At 61.7% G+C, this 17,969-nt stretch carries 12 protein-coding genes and 1 tRNA gene; 9 read left to right on the plus strand and 4 right to left on the minus strand.

Annotated elements, in window-relative coordinates; translation table 11 throughout:
• The first annotated feature begins 16 nt into the window (after window positions 1–16).
• Both OHL12_RS06820 and OHL12_RS06825 read left to right on the plus strand, forming a co-directional pair.
• A complete protein-coding gene (locus tag OHL12_RS06820; RefSeq protein ID WP_263413074.1) occupies window positions 17–1,117 on the plus strand; it encodes a hypothetical protein in 1,101 nt (366 codons plus the stop codon).
• A gap of 46 nt (window positions 1,118–1,163) precedes the next feature.
• The gene (locus OHL12_RS06825; protein ID WP_263413075.1) at window positions 1,164–1,739 is read left to right on the plus strand and encodes a type 1 glutamine amidotransferase domain-containing protein; all 576 of its coding nucleotides are present in this window, start codon (window positions 1,164–1,166) and stop codon (window positions 1,737–1,739) included.
• Between the two features lie 54 nt (window positions 1,740–1,793).
• On the opposite strand, the gene OHL12_RS06830 is transcribed toward OHL12_RS06825, so the two are convergent.
• Window positions 1,794–2,945: an acyltransferase family protein gene (locus tag OHL12_RS06830; protein WP_263413076.1), complete on the minus strand. Its 1,152-nt coding sequence runs from the start codon at window positions 2,943–2,945 to the stop codon at window positions 1,794–1,796.
• Window positions 2,946–3,492: 547 nt separating this feature from the next.
• Here OHL12_RS06830 and OHL12_RS06835 point away from each other — a divergent pair.
• The 3 genes from OHL12_RS06835 to OHL12_RS06845 all read left to right on the plus strand — a co-directional run bounded on the left by OHL12_RS06835 (window position 3,493) and on the right by OHL12_RS06845 (window position 9,338).
• Window positions 3,493–6,834, plus strand: coding sequence for a TonB-dependent receptor (locus OHL12_RS06835; RefSeq protein ID WP_263413077.1), 3,342 nt, complete (start codon window positions 3,493–3,495; stop codon window positions 6,832–6,834).
• Window positions 6,835–6,989: 155 nt separating this feature from the next.
• On the plus strand, window positions 6,990–8,540 hold the full coding sequence (locus tag OHL12_RS06840; protein ID WP_263413078.1) for an FAD-dependent oxidoreductase: 1,551 nt from the start codon (window positions 6,990–6,992) through the stop codon (window positions 8,538–8,540).
• A 48-nt stretch (window positions 8,541–8,588) separates the two neighbouring features.
• A complete protein-coding gene (locus OHL12_RS06845; RefSeq protein WP_263413079.1) occupies window positions 8,589–9,338 on the plus strand; it encodes a lactonase family protein in 750 nt (249 codons plus the stop codon).
• Window positions 9,339–9,550: 212 nt separating this feature from the next.
• On the opposite strand, the gene OHL12_RS06850 is transcribed toward OHL12_RS06845, so the two are convergent.
• Window positions 9,551–9,627, minus strand: a tRNA-Arg gene (locus OHL12_RS06850).
• Between the two features lie 100 nt (window positions 9,628–9,727).
• Between OHL12_RS06850 and ispG the strand changes: the two genes are divergently transcribed.
• On the plus strand, window positions 9,728–10,972 hold the full coding sequence (gene ispG / locus OHL12_RS06855) for a flavodoxin-dependent (E)-4-hydroxy-3-methylbut-2-enyl-diphosphate synthase (RefSeq protein WP_263413080.1): 1,245 nt from the start codon (window positions 9,728–9,730) through the stop codon (window positions 10,970–10,972).
• A gap of 76 nt (window positions 10,973–11,048) precedes the next feature.
• Here the strand turns inward: ispG and OHL12_RS06860 are convergent, their stop codons facing one another.
• Window positions 11,049–12,074 (minus strand): LLM class flavin-dependent oxidoreductase, encoded by a 1,026-nt coding sequence (locus OHL12_RS06860; protein ID WP_263413081.1) that lies wholly within the window; start codon window positions 12,072–12,074, stop codon window positions 11,049–11,051.
• A 143-nt stretch (window positions 12,075–12,217) separates the two neighbouring features.
• On the opposite strand from OHL12_RS06860, the gene OHL12_RS06865 reads away from it, so the two are divergent.
• Genes OHL12_RS06865 through rbsK form a run of 3 tightly spaced genes read left to right on the plus strand, consistent with a single transcriptional unit; the run spans window position 12,218 to window position 16,279 of the window.
• Window positions 12,218–14,065: a phosphoenolpyruvate carboxykinase (GTP) gene (locus tag OHL12_RS06865; protein WP_263413082.1), complete on the plus strand. Its 1,848-nt coding sequence runs from the start codon at window positions 12,218–12,220 to the stop codon at window positions 14,063–14,065.
• A gap of 43 nt (window positions 14,066–14,108) precedes the next feature.
• Entirely contained in the window at window positions 14,109–15,350 is a 1,242-nt protein-coding gene (locus tag OHL12_RS06870; protein ID WP_263413083.1) for an MFS transporter, read from the plus strand.
• Window positions 15,347–16,279, plus strand: coding sequence for a ribokinase (gene rbsK, locus OHL12_RS06875; protein WP_263413084.1), 933 nt, complete (start codon window positions 15,347–15,349; stop codon window positions 16,277–16,279). Before OHL12_RS06870 ends, rbsK begins: the two co-directional genes overlap by 4 nt.
• 18 nt (window positions 16,280–16,297) lie before the next feature.
• Here the strand turns inward: rbsK and OHL12_RS06880 are convergent, their stop codons facing one another.
• Window positions 16,298–17,890 carry an ArnT family glycosyltransferase gene (locus tag OHL12_RS06880; protein ID WP_263413085.1) on the minus strand — a complete coding sequence of 531 codons (1,593 nt, stop codon included), beginning with the start codon at window positions 17,888–17,890 and terminating at the stop codon, window positions 16,298–16,300.
• Between the last annotated feature and the right edge of the window lie 79 nt (window positions 17,891–17,969).

Below are 17,969 nucleotides of genomic sequence, written 5' to 3' on the forward strand. Positions count from 1 at the left end.
GCCCCGGAGTGTGACTATGTTGCTTGTACGGCTCCAGCAGATCAGCGGGATTGCAATCGTTCTGCTGATCCTGCTGGATGTTTTCCTTACCGTTCTCTACGCGAGGATGGGCAGTGGACTTCTGAGCCCACACCTATCTCGGCTGGTCTGGCTTGCTTTCCGCGGGCTCGGTCGGATCTTCCCTAGAAACTGTGACCGGATCGCCTCCTTCTGCGGGCCCGTGATCCTTGTCTTCTTGGTGTTTGTCTGGACACTCGGGCTCACGGTTGGAAATGGGCTTCTCTTCCATCCGGTCCTGGGAAGCGCGATCCAGACCAGCAGCGGAAAGACGCCCACCGATTTTGTAAGCGCGCTCTATGCAGGAGGAAGTAGCATCTCGATCGTCGGAGCAGGCGATTTCTCTCCGCAGGTTTCCCGGTATCGCTTGATCTACCTCTTCAACTCCGTCGTGGGCCTATCGGTCACCTCGCTAACTTTGACCTACCTCATGCAGATCTACAGCCAGCTGCAACAACGAAACACATTCGCTCTGAAGATCTATCTCGCAACCTGCCGAACCGGAGATGCGGCCGTTTTGGTAGCGGGGTTGGCACCAGGCGGCGAATGGAGTCACGGCACCTCAGTACTTTGGGAGCTCGCTGCGGACATTGCTGCGGTGAAAGAGGCGCATCACTTCTACCCAATTCTGTTCTACATGCGGTTCACGGAACAGTACTACTCACTGTCCTTTGCCACCATGGTGTTACTCGACACGGTCACGATCATACGGTCAGCGTTGAGCGATCAGAACGCTACTGTGCAGCAGTTGCGCGCACTCGACCAGATCTGGGAGGGCTCGCTGTTGTTGCTCACTTCACTTGAGAAAACCTTTCTGCCCCAAGGCGTGCCGCCCACTCAGCCACCAACTTCGCAGCAACGGGAGCTCTGGGAGAAACGTACCTCGAAGGCGATTACGCAGCTCCGGGAAGCAGGTCTTGATACGTCCGATTACACCAATGCTGGCAGCAAGTACATCCAGCTTCGCACCGTGTGGGACAGTCACATCCAAACTCTTGCGCCATCCATGCTGTATTCCATGCAGCAGATCGATCCTGCAACATACGGGCAAGCGCATTGATCCAGTTGCAGGTTCAGCAAACTTTACTCATCAAGAAGGAGATCGTATGGGACTCTTTGGATTCGGCAACAAGCAGCCGCTCGCCGGAAAGCGTATCGCGATCATCGCAACCGAGGGCGTTGAACAGGTTGAGCTGACAAGCCCACGAAAGGCGCTGGAGAAGGCTGGTGCGACCGTGGAACTAGTCTCCCCTCACAAGCTCATCAAGGGAGGAAAGATCAAGGCTTGGAACCTTGTGAAGTGGGGAGACTCGTTCAAGATCGATGTGAATCTCTCGCAGGCTAAGGTCTCCGCCTATGACGGACTACATGTTCCGGGAGGAGTGATCAATCCGGACATTCTGCGCATGAACACCGATGCCGTCGAATTTGTGCGGAGCTTCTTCGAGGCGGGAAAGCCGGTTTCCTCGATCTGCCATGGTCCCTGGATGCTGATCGAAGCGGAGGTCCTTCGGGGAAGAACATTGACCTCGTGGCCTTCCCTGAAGAAAGACATTCGGAACGCAGGCGCGAACTGGGTAAATGAAGAGTTCGTTCGAGACGGACGCCTGGTCACAAGCCGAGGCCCTCAAGATCTGCACGCCTTCAACAAGCAGATCACGAAGCTGTTCGAGGAGGCCTAGCTTCTCAGGGGTTAGCCGAGGGAGGTCGTTATCAGCTTGGTCACAGCGGCGGCCCTAGTCACGCGCCTGGACGAGGGTGAAGCGACGTTTCAGTTTCAGAAAAAAGGATTCGAAGTAACGGTACGACAGGTGAGCGACAACCACGCTCAGCACAAGCACCACAATTGTGCCGAATGCATTGCGGCCCATCTCTCTCATCCCAAGGGAAGCAGCGACCCGGTTCAGGAGAGATTTCGCCTGTTCAAACACAAGGAAAAAGACGAAGGAATGGAAGAGGTACAAACCGTATGAAATGCGGCCCAAGTACGCCAGCGCTTTCGGAACGTGATGCTCTGACATGCCAAGCATCGACAGGAACATGAGGCAGGTTCCAAGAAGAATCAGCAGCCAGCCGGCCACCGAACCCCCTGCGGTGGGCTGAGGCTCCCAGCTTTGCACCTGGAATCCCAGCATCGCCCCGAACCAGCACGCAATGCCCGTAGCCATGCCAAGCAATCGGACAGGAGCCGACCACGTAATCAAGCGTCCTCGAAGCACAAGAGCGATGAGAGTTCCGGCAGCGAAGAACTGAAAGTGAACAAAGCTGTTCGTCCACTCTCCGTGGTCGCCGGGACTCCGGTGAAGTCCGTACAGGAAGACCGCGATGTAGGCGCCCGCGAGACACCCGTAGCTGGTAACAGCTAAAGCCTTGCGGCCGCCCCAAGCGGCAAGTACCGGAACCAAAAGGTAGAACTGCTCTTCAACAGAAATGCTCCAGAGCGGGTCGACGGAGCCCGCGATCCAGCCTTTGAACGTGATGTACCAATTGCCCGAGAAGAATGTGAAGGCGAGCCATGCCAGGGGATTATCGGTTCCGACACCCGGGACGAATCGGTTCAACAGTGCGAGGCCGAAGAACACAGCGAAGTACAGCGGCCAGATGCGAAGAATGCGACGCACATAGAACGCGCGAACATGAATTTGGCCGGTCTCTGCCTCCTCGCGAAGCAAAAGCTCGGTGATGAGAAACGCGCTCAGCAGAAAGAACACCGGCACACCAAATGCGCCTACCGTGCACACTCGGTACACCCACAGGTCCTTTACCGGATCTGTAGGCACGTAGTCCATCCGGTGAAACGCGAAGACCGCGAGGAACGCCAAGAACCGCAGGACGTCCAGCTCTGGCCGGTAGTATCGCTTGGCCTGTTGCCTTGACGGCTCAATCATAAAAATCTGTTCTTCTCAGCGACACGCAAGCAATCCTTTCACGTCGCCGCTGGCCAACGAACAGGTGCAAGATCTCGGCACCAGTTCGCACCTCCCATCGGACCGTGCTGTCCGCGTCGGTGCGCGCAGTTCGCGGCACAGGTGCGACCGCAGCTCGCCTGACAATGGAAGCCTCGCCGAGTGTTCGGGCCCGACAGAGCAGTAGTCCCCATCCCCGATCGGAAACGCGTCAGTAGCGAACACCGGATGAGCGTCTTGACTGGACTGATCAGTATCGGCCTCGGTTCGCGCGACTGACAAGGCCTACAAAAGAAAAATTTACACTGGCGAAACTTGACGTTAAAATCGCTGAAACTTATTCGCAATCTGAAGAAAGATGAAAGAACCTTTTCATCGCCAACCGGTTCGGGTCTCTACGCAGAGAGGCCGAACCATGCACATGCAGCGCCTTTAGGAGAGCCGGATGTTGAGAAAGCTGGTGTTCGTTGTACCCATTGCCATTGCCGCTGTAAGCGCAAGCCTACCGGCGCAGACCATCACTGGAAGTGTGAACGGAACCGTGACGGACGCCTCTGGTGCAGCTCTGCCGAATGCGCAGATCACGGTCACCAACGTTGACACCAACGTGAGCAGCAAAACGCAGACCGCCGGCGACGGTGTGTACAACCTGCGCTTCCTGCAGGTGGGCCGTTACAAGGTCACCGTCGAGGCGCCGGGGTTCGCACCTCAGATCCTCGGACCGTTCTCGCTCGAAGCCGGCCAGGACGCCAAGTTCGACGCCAAGCTCGGCGTCGCCGGCAACGCGCAGAACGTCGACGTCTCTGCATCGCTCGCGCCCCTGCTCAACACCGAAAGCGGCGAACTGGGCACCACCCTCGATACCCACGCCATCGACAACACGCCGCTGGTCGGTCGCAACTTCAGCTCGCTCACCGTCTTCACCGCGGGCGCCGTTGCCACCAACCCGACCGACTTCACCGGCGTGAACGCCATCGAGCGCAGCACGGGCGGCGGCGGACAGGTCTCCGTCAACGGCAACCGGCAGCAGGCCAACAACTACCTGCTTGACGGTATTGAGATCAACGAGACCATCAACAACACCATCGGCTACAATCCCAGCCCCGACGCCCTCGACCAGGTCCGCGTCATCAGCGCCAACGCACAGGCCGAGTACGGCAACGTCAACGGCGGTGACATCGTCGCCCTGACCAAGAGCGGCACCAACCGCTTTCACGGCTATGGCTTCTACTACGTCAACGACGACTCCATCACCGCCAACAGCTGGGCCAACAACCTGAACAAGATCGCCAAGAGCAGCTTCACCAGCAACATCTTCGGCGGTGGCATCGGCGGCCCCATCCTCAAGGACAAGCTGTTCTTCTTCGCCGACTACTCTGGCAACCGCTACCACCTGGGCGGACCCGCGGTCTCCAGCGTTGCCACGGCACGTATGCGCGCCGGTGACTTTGGGGAATTGCTCGATCCAAACCTGAGCACCCAACCCACTCAGCTGTACAACTCCCTCGTTCCCGGCGCTCCGGCATACCTAAATAACCGGCTGCCCGTCACCGCCGTCAGCCCGGCTGCACGTTACCTCTTCTCTCATCCCGAGCTCTACCCCCTGCCCAATAAGGCCGCCGTGGCAGGCACGGTCATCTCGGGTAACTACGTCGGCGCCTCCAAGAAGCGCATCTTCAACGACCAGTTCGACGTCAAGGTCGACTACCACTACCACGACAAGGATCAGTTCTTCGTCCGTTATAGCCAGAGCACCGCGGGCGACACCAATACCAACCCCCTCGCCATTACCTTCCCGACCGCGTCCACCTATCCCACCAAGGGCGTTGCCATCAACGAGGTGCACACCTTCAGCCCCTTCATCCAGAACGAGGCGCGCGTCGGCTTCTTCCGGACGGTTTGGCACCAGGGCCTGCCCGTGGACAGCACCGGTGCATTTGGTCTGAATGGCAACAGCCTGCTCGGCGTCGGCATCGCCAACACCGTTCCGGGATTCACGGCTCAGGTCTTCAACATCAGCCCTGCCACCAATCTTGGCAACTCCGCCATCTACTCCGACAACGCGATGAACAACTTCACCTACGCTGACAATCTGACCATTCAGCGGGGCAGCCACGTCATCAAGATGGGTGGCCAATTCATCCGCTACCAGCAGAACAGCATTTACACCGGCAACGACGGCGCGCAGGGCCAGATGCAGTACAACGGTGCCTTTACCGCGCGCAACAGCGCGGGAACGCCACCGCCGGCCGGCATCAAGGATACCGGGTTCGACGTCGCAGACTTCTACCTGGACCGCGTCTACTATGCTGGCCGCGGCACCCTGGCCGGCCACACCGGACAGCGCCAGTGGCGCGACGCGCTCTTCGTCCAGGATGACTGGAAGGTCTCGCCCACCCTCACCGTCAACCTCGGCCTGCGCTGGGAGTACGACCAGCCCATCTACGAGGTCAACAACAAGGAAGCCAACCTCAACCTCGCCACCGGTGCCATCCAAATCGCGGGCGTCGGCGGCAACAGCCGCGCCCTGTACAACTCGGTCTGGACCAACTTCATGCCACGCATCGGCTTCTCCTACAATCCGGTGCAGCGCGTCGTCGTCCGTGGCGGCTTCGGTACCACCACTTATCTTGAGGGCACCGGCGCCAACCTTCGCCTGACCATCAACCCGCCGTTCCAGACCTCGCTCTCGTATTCGGCCGCAATTCCCAGCGCCTCCAGCACCGGAACCAGCGTCACTGCTGCCACTGCGTTCTCTTCCAGCAGCGCGGCCTGCAACAACCTCACCAACCCTGGCTGTGGCGGTCTCTTCCGCGCCTGGGATCCCAACCTGCGGCCCTCCACCGTGACCGAGTACAGCCTCACCACGGAGTACCAGCTCAGCAACTCCTCGTCGGTCCAGATCGGCTATGTGGGCGAGTACGGGTACCACCTGATCCAGGCCGTCAACGCCAACCAGGTGTACAACTCCTGCTTCATTGGCGGACAGTACGTCGCGTACAACAGCGCGGCCTGCTTCGCGGTGAACAAGGCGCCCTACTACCAGCTGGTCGGCCAGAGCGGACGCGTGGCTAAGACCGCCTCGCAGGCCATGTTCAACTACAACGCGCTGCAGGCCACCTTCCGTCAGCGCCTGAAGTACGGTCTGCAGTTCACCGCCAACTACGCCTACAGCCGCTCCCTCACCAACAGCCTCGGCTTCTACGGCGTCGCCGGTGTCAGCGGCAACAGCGCCTACGCCGCCGACCCGCGCAACAACACCATTGAGTACGGTCCCGCTGGCACCGATACGCCGCACAACCTCAACTTCACCATGAACTACGAACTGCCCTTCGGCCGTGGCCACGCCTTCGGCGGCAACGTCAATCACCTTGTCGACGACGTGATCGGCGGCTGGCGTTTGGGCGTATCGGGCTTCGTCTACGCCGGCTTCCCCACCACCATTACCGCCCCGGACAACTCCTTCCAGAACGACGGCCAGCAGCGCGCGACCCGGTATCGCCCCATCAAAGTGGTGCATCGCACGACCACCAACTGGTTTGGTACCGATCCGTCTGCAGTCCCCTGCCAAACGGCAGGCGTCGATAACGGCGTCTGCGCCTACGGTCAGCCGGTGGTCGGTGCCATCAGCCAGCAGCGCCCCAACACGGAACGCACTCCCGGCTACCAGCAGTACGATGCCTCCGCCTTCAAGGACTTCCACATCCGCGAGGGTATGAGCTTCACCCTGCGCTGCGACGCCTCCAACGTCTTCAACATCGCCAGCTACGGCAACCCGACTCGCGCGATCAACAGCTCCACCTTTGGTCGCATCACCACCACCCGTTCCGGCCCGCGCACCCTCCAGCTCGCAGCTAAGTTCAACTTCTAGCGGCTCAGGCCAACACAAGAGAGCGGCAGCCAGTTTGGCTGCCGCTCTCGTTTTTGCTGAGGCTTCTGTGTGACTTGAAACGGATGTGAAGTTTCATTCGTCATCTAGGACAAGCGCCACATACGATGGGCTTACCTCTTCTTGGAAGATGAGCTATGGCGATCCTCGTCCCACGGACCGATCCCCGATTTCCGGTTGCGAGCCGTTCCCGCAACTCGCGCTTCCCATCGTCGCAGGCGCACGTTGCCGGGCGGGTCGCGTACTGCGCCGACGCCGAGGATGTGGCACGCGCGTTGCAGCAGACGATTGATGCGGGTTTGCGGCCGACCGTACGGTCGTCCGGGCATTGCTATGAAGACTTCGTCGTCAACAATCCCAACGGCACCATTCTGGACGTTAGTGCTCTGGACCGCATTGGCAGTGGCGCGGGTGGCGCTGCGCCGTACACCCTGGGAACGGGCACGCAGCTTGGCCGCGCCTACGAAGGCTTGTTCAAGCTTGGGAACGTCTGCATCCCCGGAGGAACGTGCTACACCGTTACCGCAGGCGGCCACATCTCTGGCGGTGGGTACGGCACTTTGGCGCGCATGTACGGCCTGACGGTAGACTGGGTCACCGCGATCGATGTGGTGACGGTCGACGCCCAGGGCAAGGCCGTGCCGCGGCGCGTGAGCAAGACACAAGATCCTGATCTCTTCCGCGCTCTTCGCGGTGGTCAGGGTTCCAACTTCGGCATTATCACGGCGTTCCACTTCGATCGCCTGCCGCCAATGCCCGAGCAGTCTGTGCATGGCTCCGTCACGTGGGACTGGAACGAAATGACCGAGGACAAATTCGTTCGCATTCTGCGCGCGTATGGGGCTTGGATGGAGCGCACCAGTCCGCAGAAGGAAGCGCGGGGCATCTTCGCCGGCCTATACATGACGAGCAAGGCAACTGGTCGCATGCAGATGCGGGCCGAGCTGACAACAGAGACAGGGCCGGTCAAAGACGTCTCTGTGCTGCTGGACCTGCTGGATCAGTTCGGACCCTGCAAGCCATTGTCTGCAAAGCCCGAATCGAGCAAGCCAGTAGTGGATACCAACACGCCTGCATTCCGCATGGGCCCGCCGCCGGGTGACTCGGTGTGCTACGGCGAGCGGCCCGTCGTCCGCACACCCTGGATCGACTCAACGCTGCTGAATCAGAGCGGCAACAGTGTTGTGCTGGGCGATAGCCACCGCGCCAAGTACAAGTCCTGCTACATGACGTCGAACTTCAGCGAGGAAGAGGCGCAGGCGTACTACCGCGAACTGAGCCGAGACACCAACCGCGGCCTGGTCGTCGCGGTCGATTCCTACGGCGGCGCAGTGAACAATCCGCAACGGGCAGAGGATACCGCGATTCCGCAACGATCGTCGGTGATGAAGCTGCAGTATCAAAGTTACTGGCAAACGCCCGAGGACGATGCCCCCCGACTCGCCGCCATTCGCGATACGTACAACGCGGTGTACTCTGTCAGCGACATTCCTGAGCGTTACAAGGGAACGCCCTTCGGCTGCTCCCGCTATGAGGGTTGTTACATCAACTATCCGGACGCCGACATGCTGCAGCATGCGCACTGGACGGAACTCTACTACGGCAAAACCTATCCCTTTCTGCAGGCCGTGAAGCGCACCTACGACCCGCACAACATCTTCCACAACGCCATGTCGGTTCAGGTCTGAAGGGGGAAGGTTACCGTGCCATCCTGCTCTCGCCGTCGCCTGTTGCAAATGACCGTCGCACTTGCGGCGGCTGACCCGTTGCGGACACTTGCAGAGCCGTTTGTGCCGGAGGATCTGCCCGGCCGGCTGCCTACGCGAGGCACGCGCTTGTATGCGACCGTGTGCGACCCACCTACGCGCAAGGACGGAATTGGCGTCTACCAGTGGCAGGGCGATGCCTGGCGTCGTCAGCAATGGCTGCCAGCGGAGGGCGCCGGTCCCATGCTGGCGGATCCTGAGGGCCAGCGCCTTTTTGTCGCGCACCGGGCTGCTTCCACGGGCATGCCGGCGGGCTCAGCGGAAATGATGCGCATCGATCCGCGCACCGGCCTGCTGACTCGAGGAGAGCAGCAACCGCTGGCCTTATCCAGCCGCCATCCTGTTGCGATGGCGCTCTCCCCCGACCGGCAGGTGCTGGCAGTAGTCGCCGCGGGTGGCGTCTTCTCGTTGCTGCCCGTGCAGTCGGACGGAACACTGGGAGAGGTACGAGCGGCTTACAAACACCTCGCATTGCCTATCTCGCACACCGACAAAGCGAGCCTCCGGTTCGAGGCCGCTCCGCCCGAATCAGGGGACGGCAAGCTACAACCCGTTCAGCGATTGAGTCTGCAACTGGAGATGCGATGCCTGGAGTACGAGTGCGCCCCGGACGGTCTCACCTTCGCGAGTTCACGTGAGGCGCAGTTCGGGTCGCCAAGCGAGGCAGACATCATGCTGCCCGGAGTGCGTACGTTCGTGCTGCAGCCGCCACTGGTCTAGGCGCGTCCACCTGGCATCGAGGGTTTGAGGACGATACGGTCGCTACTGCCGCAGCTGCGATCGCATGACGCATACCCTCTGCGTACCAGTGCCCACATTGCGGCCTTTCCACTATCGACCCCTTCTTGTATCCCGCAACCACGCGTTCGCGGCTTTGAATGGATCCCAAACGCAACGGGAAGGCTCCCGCCTTCCCGTAAGCTAGCCATTTATGGTGACCCGGGCAGGAGTCCAACCTGCGACCTTCGCCTTAGGAGTGCGCCGCTCTATGCATCTGAGCTACCGGGCCACGTGGATGTAGTGTAGCCGCTCTTCCCTTCCGCCGGTCGTCGCCTTGCCCTGGCTCACCGGACGGGGTTGGCGCTTTGGTAAACTTCTGGTGGAGTCTTATGCCCCAGATTGAGCGCCGCAAGGCCGTTACCGTGAACATTGGCGGAGTTCGCGTCGGGTCAGACGCGCCCGTGGTCGTGCAGTCCATGACCAACACCGATACCGCCGACATCGAAAGCACCGTTCAGCAGATTGCCGCCCTGGCGCGCGCCGGGTCGGAGATGGTGCGCATCACCGTCAACAACGATGCCGCCGCCGCCGCAGTGCCTTACATTCGCGACGGCATTGCTGCCAAGGGCTGGAACACGCCCATCATCGGCGACTTCCACTACAACGGCCATCTGCTGCTGGCAAAGTACCCGGCGTGCGCCGAGGCGCTGGCGAAGTACCGCATCAATCCCGGCAACGTTTCGATCGGCCGCAAGGACGACGACAACTTCCGCACCATGGTTGAAGTCGCGGTGAAGCACCAGAAGCCGGTGCGCATCGGCGTGAACTGGGGATCGCTGGACCAGGCGCTCTTGACCAAGATGATGGACGAAAACAGCCGCAGCGCGCAGCCGCTGGAGGCGCGTGACGTGATGCTGGAGACGATGGTGCGGTCCGCGCTGGACAATGCCGCTGCTGCAGAGCGTTACGGCCTGCGTCGCGACCAGATCATCCTGTCGGCCAAGGTGTCGAACGTTCGCGACCTGATCGATGTCTACAGTGAACTTGCGCGCCGTTGCGACTATGCCCTGCACCTTGGTTTGACCGAGGCAGGTATGGGCATGAAAGGCATTGTCGCCTCGACCGCCGGCTTGGCGCCGCTGCTGCTGGCGGGCATCGGCGACACCATTCGTGTCTCGCTCACGCCGACGCCCGGCGGCGACCGTTCGGAAGAGGTGCGCTGCGGACAGCAGATTCTGCAGGCGCTGAACATCCGCAGCTTCATGCCGCAGGTGACAAGCTGCCCCGGTTGTGGCCGCACCACGTCAACCTACTTCCAGATGCTGGCCGAGCAGGTGCAGAGCTACCTGGTCGAGCAGATGCCGGAGTGGAAGAAGCAGTACCCGGGCGTGGAAGAGATGAAGCTGGCAGTGATGGGCTGCATCGTGAATGGACCCGGCGAATCGAAGCATGCCAATATCGGCATCAGTTTGCCAGGGACGTTTGAAGAGCCGAAGGCGCCCGTGTACATCGACGGCAAGCTGGCGGTGACGCTGAAGGGCGACGGCATCGTCGACGAGTTCAAGGTGATCCTGGACGACTATGTGAAGAGCCACTACGGCAAGGCTGTCGTAGAAGAGCTGGTCACGGCTTAGCTCCGAAACAGAGCTGCACACGTAGAAAGGCGGGACACGATGCGTGTCCCGCCTTTCTGTTGCCGCATGGACGCTTTTACGCAGCCAGAGCAGCTTGGCGCAGTGTCACCTGCTTTGCCGCGTCGGCCACAATGCCGTAGGTACGCAGACGGTCTTCCGTGGTGTAGGTGTCGGTGACAGCGAGGACTTCGTCCAGTCCCAGCTCATCGACCAACTGCTGCAGGCCTTCCCGGACCGTTGCAGGTCCGCCGACGATTGCCGCCGCCAGCCGTGCATCGACCGCGTCGCGCTCAGCCGGATTCCAAAGACCGTCCATGCTGTCGACCGGCGCTTTCACTTCAACCGGCTGGTTGCGGATGAGTGCCAGGAAGCGCTGCTGCGGCGTGGTAAACAGGCGCTGCGCTTCGGCGTCGGTGTCCGCAGCGATCACAGGAATGCCGGCCATGACGTAAGGATCGCGGAGCACCTCGCTTGGGCGGAAACTCTGACGATACAGCCGAACCGCCGCTGCGAAATACTGCGGCGCAAAGTGGGCGGCAAAGGCGAAGGGCAGGCCTAGCTGGCCGGCGAGCTGCGCACTGAAACCGCTGGATCCAAGCAGCGTAACGGGAACATTGGTTCCCTGCCCTGGGACGGCCAAGACCATCTGACCGGGACGCGGTTCGGCCAGGTACTGCCGCAGTTCCGCAAGGAGTTCCGGGAAGTCGTCGCCGGTGCTGCGCAGATCTTTGCGCAGGGCACGCATGGTGTAGCCATCGCCGCCCGGCGCGCGGCCGAGGCCCAGATCGATGCGTCCGGGATAGAGCGATGCGAGCGTGCCGAACTGCTCCGCCACAACTAAGGGAGCATGGTTCGGCAGCATGACGCCACCGGAGCCAACGCGAATGGTCGAGGTATGACCGGCGACGTGACCGATCAGTACCGCGGTCGCGGAACACGCCAGGCCCTTGATGCTGTGGTGCTCCGCGAGCCAGTAGCGCGTGAACCCAAGCTGCTCCGCGTGCTGCGCTGCCTGCACAGTCCGCGCGATGCCGTCACCAGGCGCTTCTCCGGGTCGCAAACTTACCAGGTCCAGCGCGGAGTATTGAAGCGTTTTACTCATGACAATTGGATGTCCATAACGACAATCGGACGCACGTCGCGCACCGCCTCACTCGCACATTGCCGGGGAAAAGCGGACAATGCAGAGACGGTCAGAACGCCACCCGAGCGTGACGACCGCCTGCCAGGACGACAAAACAAGCCGTGATCAAAGCAACGAAATCAGCACCCGCCATTCTGCCCCCCACCACCAACAAGCACCTGATTCGCTGGGTCGAGAAGATCGCCGAGCTGACGCAGCCTGACAGCATCCACTGGGTCGACGGCTCCCAAGCCGAGTACGACTACCTGTGCGACAAGCTGGTGCAGGGCGGCACGTTTCATCGCCTCAATCCGCAGAACTGGCCCGGCTGCTTCCTGGCTCGCAGCGCGCCGAACGACGTGGCGCGCGTGGAAGATCGCACGTTCATCTGCTCGCTTTCGAAAGACGCCGCCGGCCCGACCAACAACTGGATGGACCCGTTTGCGATGCGGCGCAAGCTGAAGCAGCTTTTTCGCGGCTGCATGCGCGGCCGCACCATGTATGTGCTGCCGTTCAGCATGGGTCCGGTGGGCGGCCCCATGTCGCGCATTGGTGTGCAGTTGACGGACTCGGAATACGCTGTCGTGAACATGCGCATCATGTGCCGCATCGGTCTGCCGGTGCTTGCCGAAATCGACAAGGATGAGCAGCGCGTTGTGCCGTGCGTGCATTCGGTGGGCGCGCCGCTTGCGCCGGGCGAGCAGGATGTACCGTGGCCCTGCAACGACGAAAAGTACATCGTGCATTTTCCGGAGACGCGCGAGATCTGGAGCTACGGCTCGGGCTACGGCGGCAACGCCCTGCTGGGCAAAAAGTGCTTCGCCCTGCGCATCGCCAGCAACATCGCGCGCGACGAAGGCTGGATGGCCGAGCACATGCTGCTGGTGGGTGTGGAGTCGCCCGCAAACGCAGAGGGTAAGACCGAGAAGACCTATGTCGCCGCGGCATTTCCGTCGGCCTGTGGCAAGACCAACTTTGCCATGCTGGTGCCGCCCACAGGATTCGAGGGATGGAAGGTCTGGACCGTCGGCGACGACATCGCCTGGATCAAGCCGGACGAGACGGGGCAGCTGCGCGCGATCAACCCGGAGACGGGCTTTTTTGGCGTGGCGCCGGGTACCAGCGAGCAAACCAATCCGAATGCCATGTCGACGCTGCGGCGCAACACTATCTTTACCAACGTGGCGGAAACGCCGGACGGTGGCGTTTGGTGGGAAGGCATGACCGAACAGCCGCCTGCGGAGTGCATCGACTGGCGGGGCGAGCGGTGGACGCCGGAGCTCGCGAAGGAGACGGGCCGCACCGCCGCGCATCCCAATGGCCGCTTTACCGCGCCCGCATCGCAGTGCCCAACCATCGATCCGGACTGGGAAAAGCCGGAGGGCGTTCCGGTGAGCGCGATCCTCTTTGGCGGCCGCCGCTCCACGACGATTCCGCTGATTTACCAGGCGTTCAATTGGTCCAGCGGTGTGTACGCGGGTGCGACGATGGGCAGCGAAACCACGGCTGCAGCGGCGGGCGCGCTGGGGCGTGTGCGGCGGGATCCCATGGCCATGCTGCCCTTCTGCGGCTACCATATGGGCGACTACTTCCGGCACTGGATCAAGATGCAGCGCTCGCTCACCAGCACGCCACGCATCTTTCACGTGAACTGGTTCCGCAAGGACGAGAATGGGCACTTCATCTGGCCAGGCTTTCGCGAGAACATGCGCGTGCTGAAATGGATCGTCGATCGTGTGCGCGGACGCGCCCAGGGTCGCGAGACGCCGATTGGCTGGACACCGCTGTACGACGACATGGAGTGGACCGGACTCGACTTCTCAGAGGAGCAGTTCCACCGGGCGCAGCGCGTGGACGTGAGTGAGTGGCGTCGTGAGGTGATTGGGCATGAGGAGTTGTTCATCGACCTGCACCACCACCTGCCGCCAGAGATGATCTACGAACGCGAACTGCTGATCTGCAGACTTTGAGGAAGGCCGTGCCGGCGGCACGCTGCATCAGGCATGATGAAGCGTGCCTGCAAACCAAGCGAACTCGCAGCCGCGATCTCCGGCGACCATCGTCTCGCTCCTGCTGCTGTTCGCGGCCGGCCTGATCAACTTCTTTGATCGATCGTCGCTGGGTGTAGCCGCTACTTCGATTCGTGCCGAGCTGCATCTGTCGGCGACAGAGATCGGAGCTCTTCTTTCCGTCTTCTCGTTCGCGTATGGCATTGCGCAGTTGCCGTTGGCGGCGTACCTGCGACCACGCAACGCGCAGCGCACGCTCGGTGCCGGTCTGCTGTTGTGGTCGTGTGCACAGGCAGCTTCCGGCGCGGTGCATCGGTTTGGTACGTTCCTTGCGCTGCGGGTCGTGCTTGGCGCGGGAGAATCGCCGTTCTACCCTGCTGGCGTGTACCTGATTCGCCAGAACACGGCGGAGCATCAGCGCGGGCGTGCCACCGCCGTTTTGAATCTTGCCTCAACCCTCGGTCTTGCCATGGCACCGCCGTTGCTCACGGTGCTGATGCTGCGTTATGGCTGGCGCGGCATGTTCTTGGCGCTTGGCGTGGCCGGCACACTACTCGCCGTGCTGTGGCTCCTGCTGCCATCAACCGCGGCTGCCAACGATGGATCGAGTGGTGCTGCCGCTCTGCCCTTTGCTGCGCTGTTGCGGCAGCGCACCATCTGGGGCATGATGCTTGGCTTTGGCGGCCTGAACTACGTGAACTGGTTCTTCATCTCATGGCTGCCGGGATACCTCGAAACTGGCCGACACCTGTCCATCCGCAGCAGCGGATGGATTGCCGCGACACCTTTCCTGGCAGGCGCCTGCGGCGCTTTGTCGAGCGGTGTTGTAACCGATCTGCTGATCCGGCAAGGCAGGCCTGCTGCCAGGATGTATCGCGCCTGCATTATCGTCGGCCTGCTGCTGTGCGGAGGCACCACGGCCTTGGCCGACGCCGCGGCCACAACGCGTGGCGCCGTGGTCCTGGTCAGCGCCGCTGTGTTCTTTCTTCAGTTCGCCGGTACGTCAGGTTGGGGTCTGGTACAAAGTATGGCTCCGCCTGCGAACGTGGCTGCCGCTTCCGCTCTGCAGAACTTCGGCAGCTTCATGCTGGCCTCGCTTGCTCCCGTGATCACCGGCAGGCTGCTGGACCGGACACACTCATTCCAGATTGCCTTCTGGGTCTGTGGCGGGATGGCTGTGTTTGGGGCTGCCTGCTATGCCACGCTCACGCACCGCCCCATCGCACTGGCCGAGGTCGCCGCATGAAGCGCGCCATCACTGTCGTTGGCAGCATCAACCAGGACCTCGTCGTTGCCGCGGACCGCGTTCCCGGGCCAGGCGAGACGCTGTTCGGCGAACGCTTCGCGCTGAACCCGGGCGGCAAGGGAGCGAACCAGGCGGTAGCGCTGGCGCGACTTGGAGTAGAGACGGCGATGCTAGGCTGCGTGGGTTCGGACACCTTTGGCCGAGATCTGCTGCAGGCTCTGACAACTGCGGGAGTCCACACCGGCATGGTCGCCACGGTGCCCGGAGCATCCGGCGTTGCCCTTGTGCAGGTGGAAGCACACGGCGAAAACCGCATCACCGTGATCGCCGGTGCGAATGCAGCGTTGCAGCCGGAACACCTGCGGCAGCACGCCAGAAGCCTTGCTGCGTCGTCCATGATTCTGACTCAGCTGGAGACGCCCATGGACCTGACCCTGGCTCTGGCCCGGCAATGCCGGACGACCGGTGTGCCGCTGATGCTCGACCCTGCGCCTGCCGCTCCGCTGAGCTCGGAACTGCTGGAAGCTGTAACCTGGCTCACGCCGAACCTGAACGAGGCGCAGGCCCTGCTCCAGAGCGGAGAGTCACCGACCACACCGCGGGAAGCAATGGGCATGGCAGAACGGCTGCTGCTTCAGGGGGCACAGGGCGTTCTATTGAAGCTGGGCAGCATGGGCGCTGTGACCGCCCAGCGTGGCGCAACGACTCTGTTTCAGCCGGCATTCCGGGTCCCGGTGCAAGACACCACCGCTGCCGGTGATGCCTGTAATGCGGCCTTCGCCGCAGCGCTCACGCGCGGTGAGACAGTCGCTGCATCGCTCCGCTTTGCTTGCGCTGCCTCGGCAGTCTGCGTCACGCGTGATGGCGCGCAGCAGGCGATGCCTACGCGGGATGAAGTGGAAGCCTTGCTGCAGCAGGCCTCCGCGTGAGCGAGCGCGGGTAGCGCGTTACAGGCAGCGTCCTACCAGGAATGCGCCGACCTTCCGAAGTTCTGAGGGAGCATCGCAGAGCGGAGCTTCCTTGTCGGTAAGCAGGAATGCAACGGGTTTCCCCTGCCCTTGAATCCGTTCACGGGCGAATCGGAAGTTGGCGAAATCCGGATTCTCGACCGTGGGATGAGCAGCCTGGAACGTACGTGGGTCCACGTCCAGATAGAACAGCACCTGCACGTAGTTCAGCGCGATGCCATCGCTGACGTACGCCAGATCGCCTCCGCGAGTTTCCTCGGTCAGCACGTGGAGCGCGGCCGGTAAATCAGGATAGGTGTACGGCCGAACCTCGGATGCGTATTTGCTGCTGAAGTAACCGGGTAGGAATCGCACCACTGGGACTGCGAACAAGAGCCCCGCGACAAGCAGAACACTGCCCCGGTACAGGGGTTCGGAGCGCAACGACGCAAGGAAGGCTAGTCCGGCAGCCGCCAGCATGACGATCGGCACGCCGAACTCGACGGCACGAGACGTATTCAGCGGGATGAAGAGGATGATGGGAACGCAAGCCAGCGTCCAGGCCAGGAATGGATCGCGAAACCTTCTTCTGCGGATCGCAGCCACGGCGATGCTCGCTGCGCCCAGATACGAAAGGATCATGATGATCTTGGGCAACGGCGCTCGACCGGGCACCTGAAAGGTGGGAATGTCGGTCCAGAGGCCCTTCATGACCAGGTGCAGATTGGAGCGCACTCGAGAGGCCGGGCCGGCGGCTTCGCTTTGAATCTGGTCGAAACGCGTGACCGTCAGCAACGGAACGGAAAAGGGCAGATGCTTCTCGAACGGCATCTCGCGTTTGGTTACGTGATTCTTGACCAGGAAGAGGCCGAGTGGAGCCGTGAGCAGAAGAAACAGCGCAAAGGCTGCACTCCACGCCCGAGGCCGCTGCCGGATCTCCCGAAACGCGATGATGCCCAACAGCGGCAACAGCGCCATCAGCAAGACGATCGCGATGCCGTAGGTGTAGGCCGCAGCGGCGAACGGGACCAGGCAAAGAGCGACCGTGACTCGCGACCGGTTCTGCAGCGCCAGCGTCCAGGTGAATGTGCCCAGCAGCAGAAAGAATGGCAGTGGCGTGTTCTCAATGCCGATGCGGCTGATAAAGATATGCCACGGGCAAAATGCCAGGATGGCTAACGCGGCAAGTCCCGCAAGCTCTCCGTACCACAGGTAGGCCGTAACGAAAATCAGCGGCAGCGTCAGAATGCCGCACAGCAGAGGGATGATCCGCGCCGTAAACGGTGTGAGCTTATCGGCGGCAACAAACGGGATCGTGAGATACGCCTGCAGAACGTTCTGCCCGGAACCCCAGCTCAGGAAGTAGGCCGGGTAGCGGTTGCCCCATCGGTCGCTGCCGGTTTCCAGGAGGCACTTCGCTTCGTAGGCCTCAGAGACTTCGTCCTGCTGCAAACCGACCGGAACCGCCGGGAAACGGTGGAGCCGGAGGACGGTACCTGCGAGGAAGAGGAGAAGTGCCAGAACGAGGGTACGACGCGAGACGCTCCGAAGGCGGAACAGACCATCGCTGCTTTCTGAAGGTCTTCCGTTCACGAACTTCACCGGCGACTCAGCCCTCCACAGATCCAGATTAACGAAGGGCGCAAATGAAGCGAGCAGTCCGACTCAGATC

The sequence above is a fragment of the Terriglobus aquaticus genome (assembly GCF_025685415.1).
Lineage (GTDB): Bacteria > Acidobacteriota > Terriglobia > Terriglobales > Acidobacteriaceae > Terriglobus > Terriglobus aquaticus.

Coding starts and splice junctions, on each gene's coding strand:
- OHL12_RS06845 (WP_263413079.1), top strand. CDS start 8,589: ATGACCGTCGCACTTGCGGCGGCTGACCCGTTGCGGACACTTGCAGAG.
- rbsK (WP_263413084.1), top strand. CDS start 15,347: ATGAAGCGCGCCATCACTGTCGTTGGCAGCATCAACCAGGACCTCGTC.
- OHL12_RS06820 (WP_263413074.1), top strand. CDS start 17: ATGTTGCTTGTACGGCTCCAGCAGATCAGCGGGATTGCAATCGTTCTG.
- OHL12_RS06825 (WP_263413075.1), top strand. CDS start 1,164: ATGGGACTCTTTGGATTCGGCAACAAGCAGCCGCTCGCCGGAAAGCGT.
- OHL12_RS06830 (WP_263413076.1), bottom strand. CDS start 2,945: ATGATTGAGCCGTCAAGGCAACAGGCCAAGCGATACTACCGGCCAGAG.
- OHL12_RS06840 (WP_263413078.1), top strand. CDS start 6,990: ATGGCGATCCTCGTCCCACGGACCGATCCCCGATTTCCGGTTGCGAGC.
- ispG (WP_263413080.1), top strand. CDS start 9,728: ATGCCCCAGATTGAGCGCCGCAAGGCCGTTACCGTGAACATTGGCGGA.
- OHL12_RS06860 (WP_263413081.1), bottom strand. CDS start 12,074: ATGAGTAAAACGCTTCAATACTCCGCGCTGGACCTGGTAAGTTTGCGA.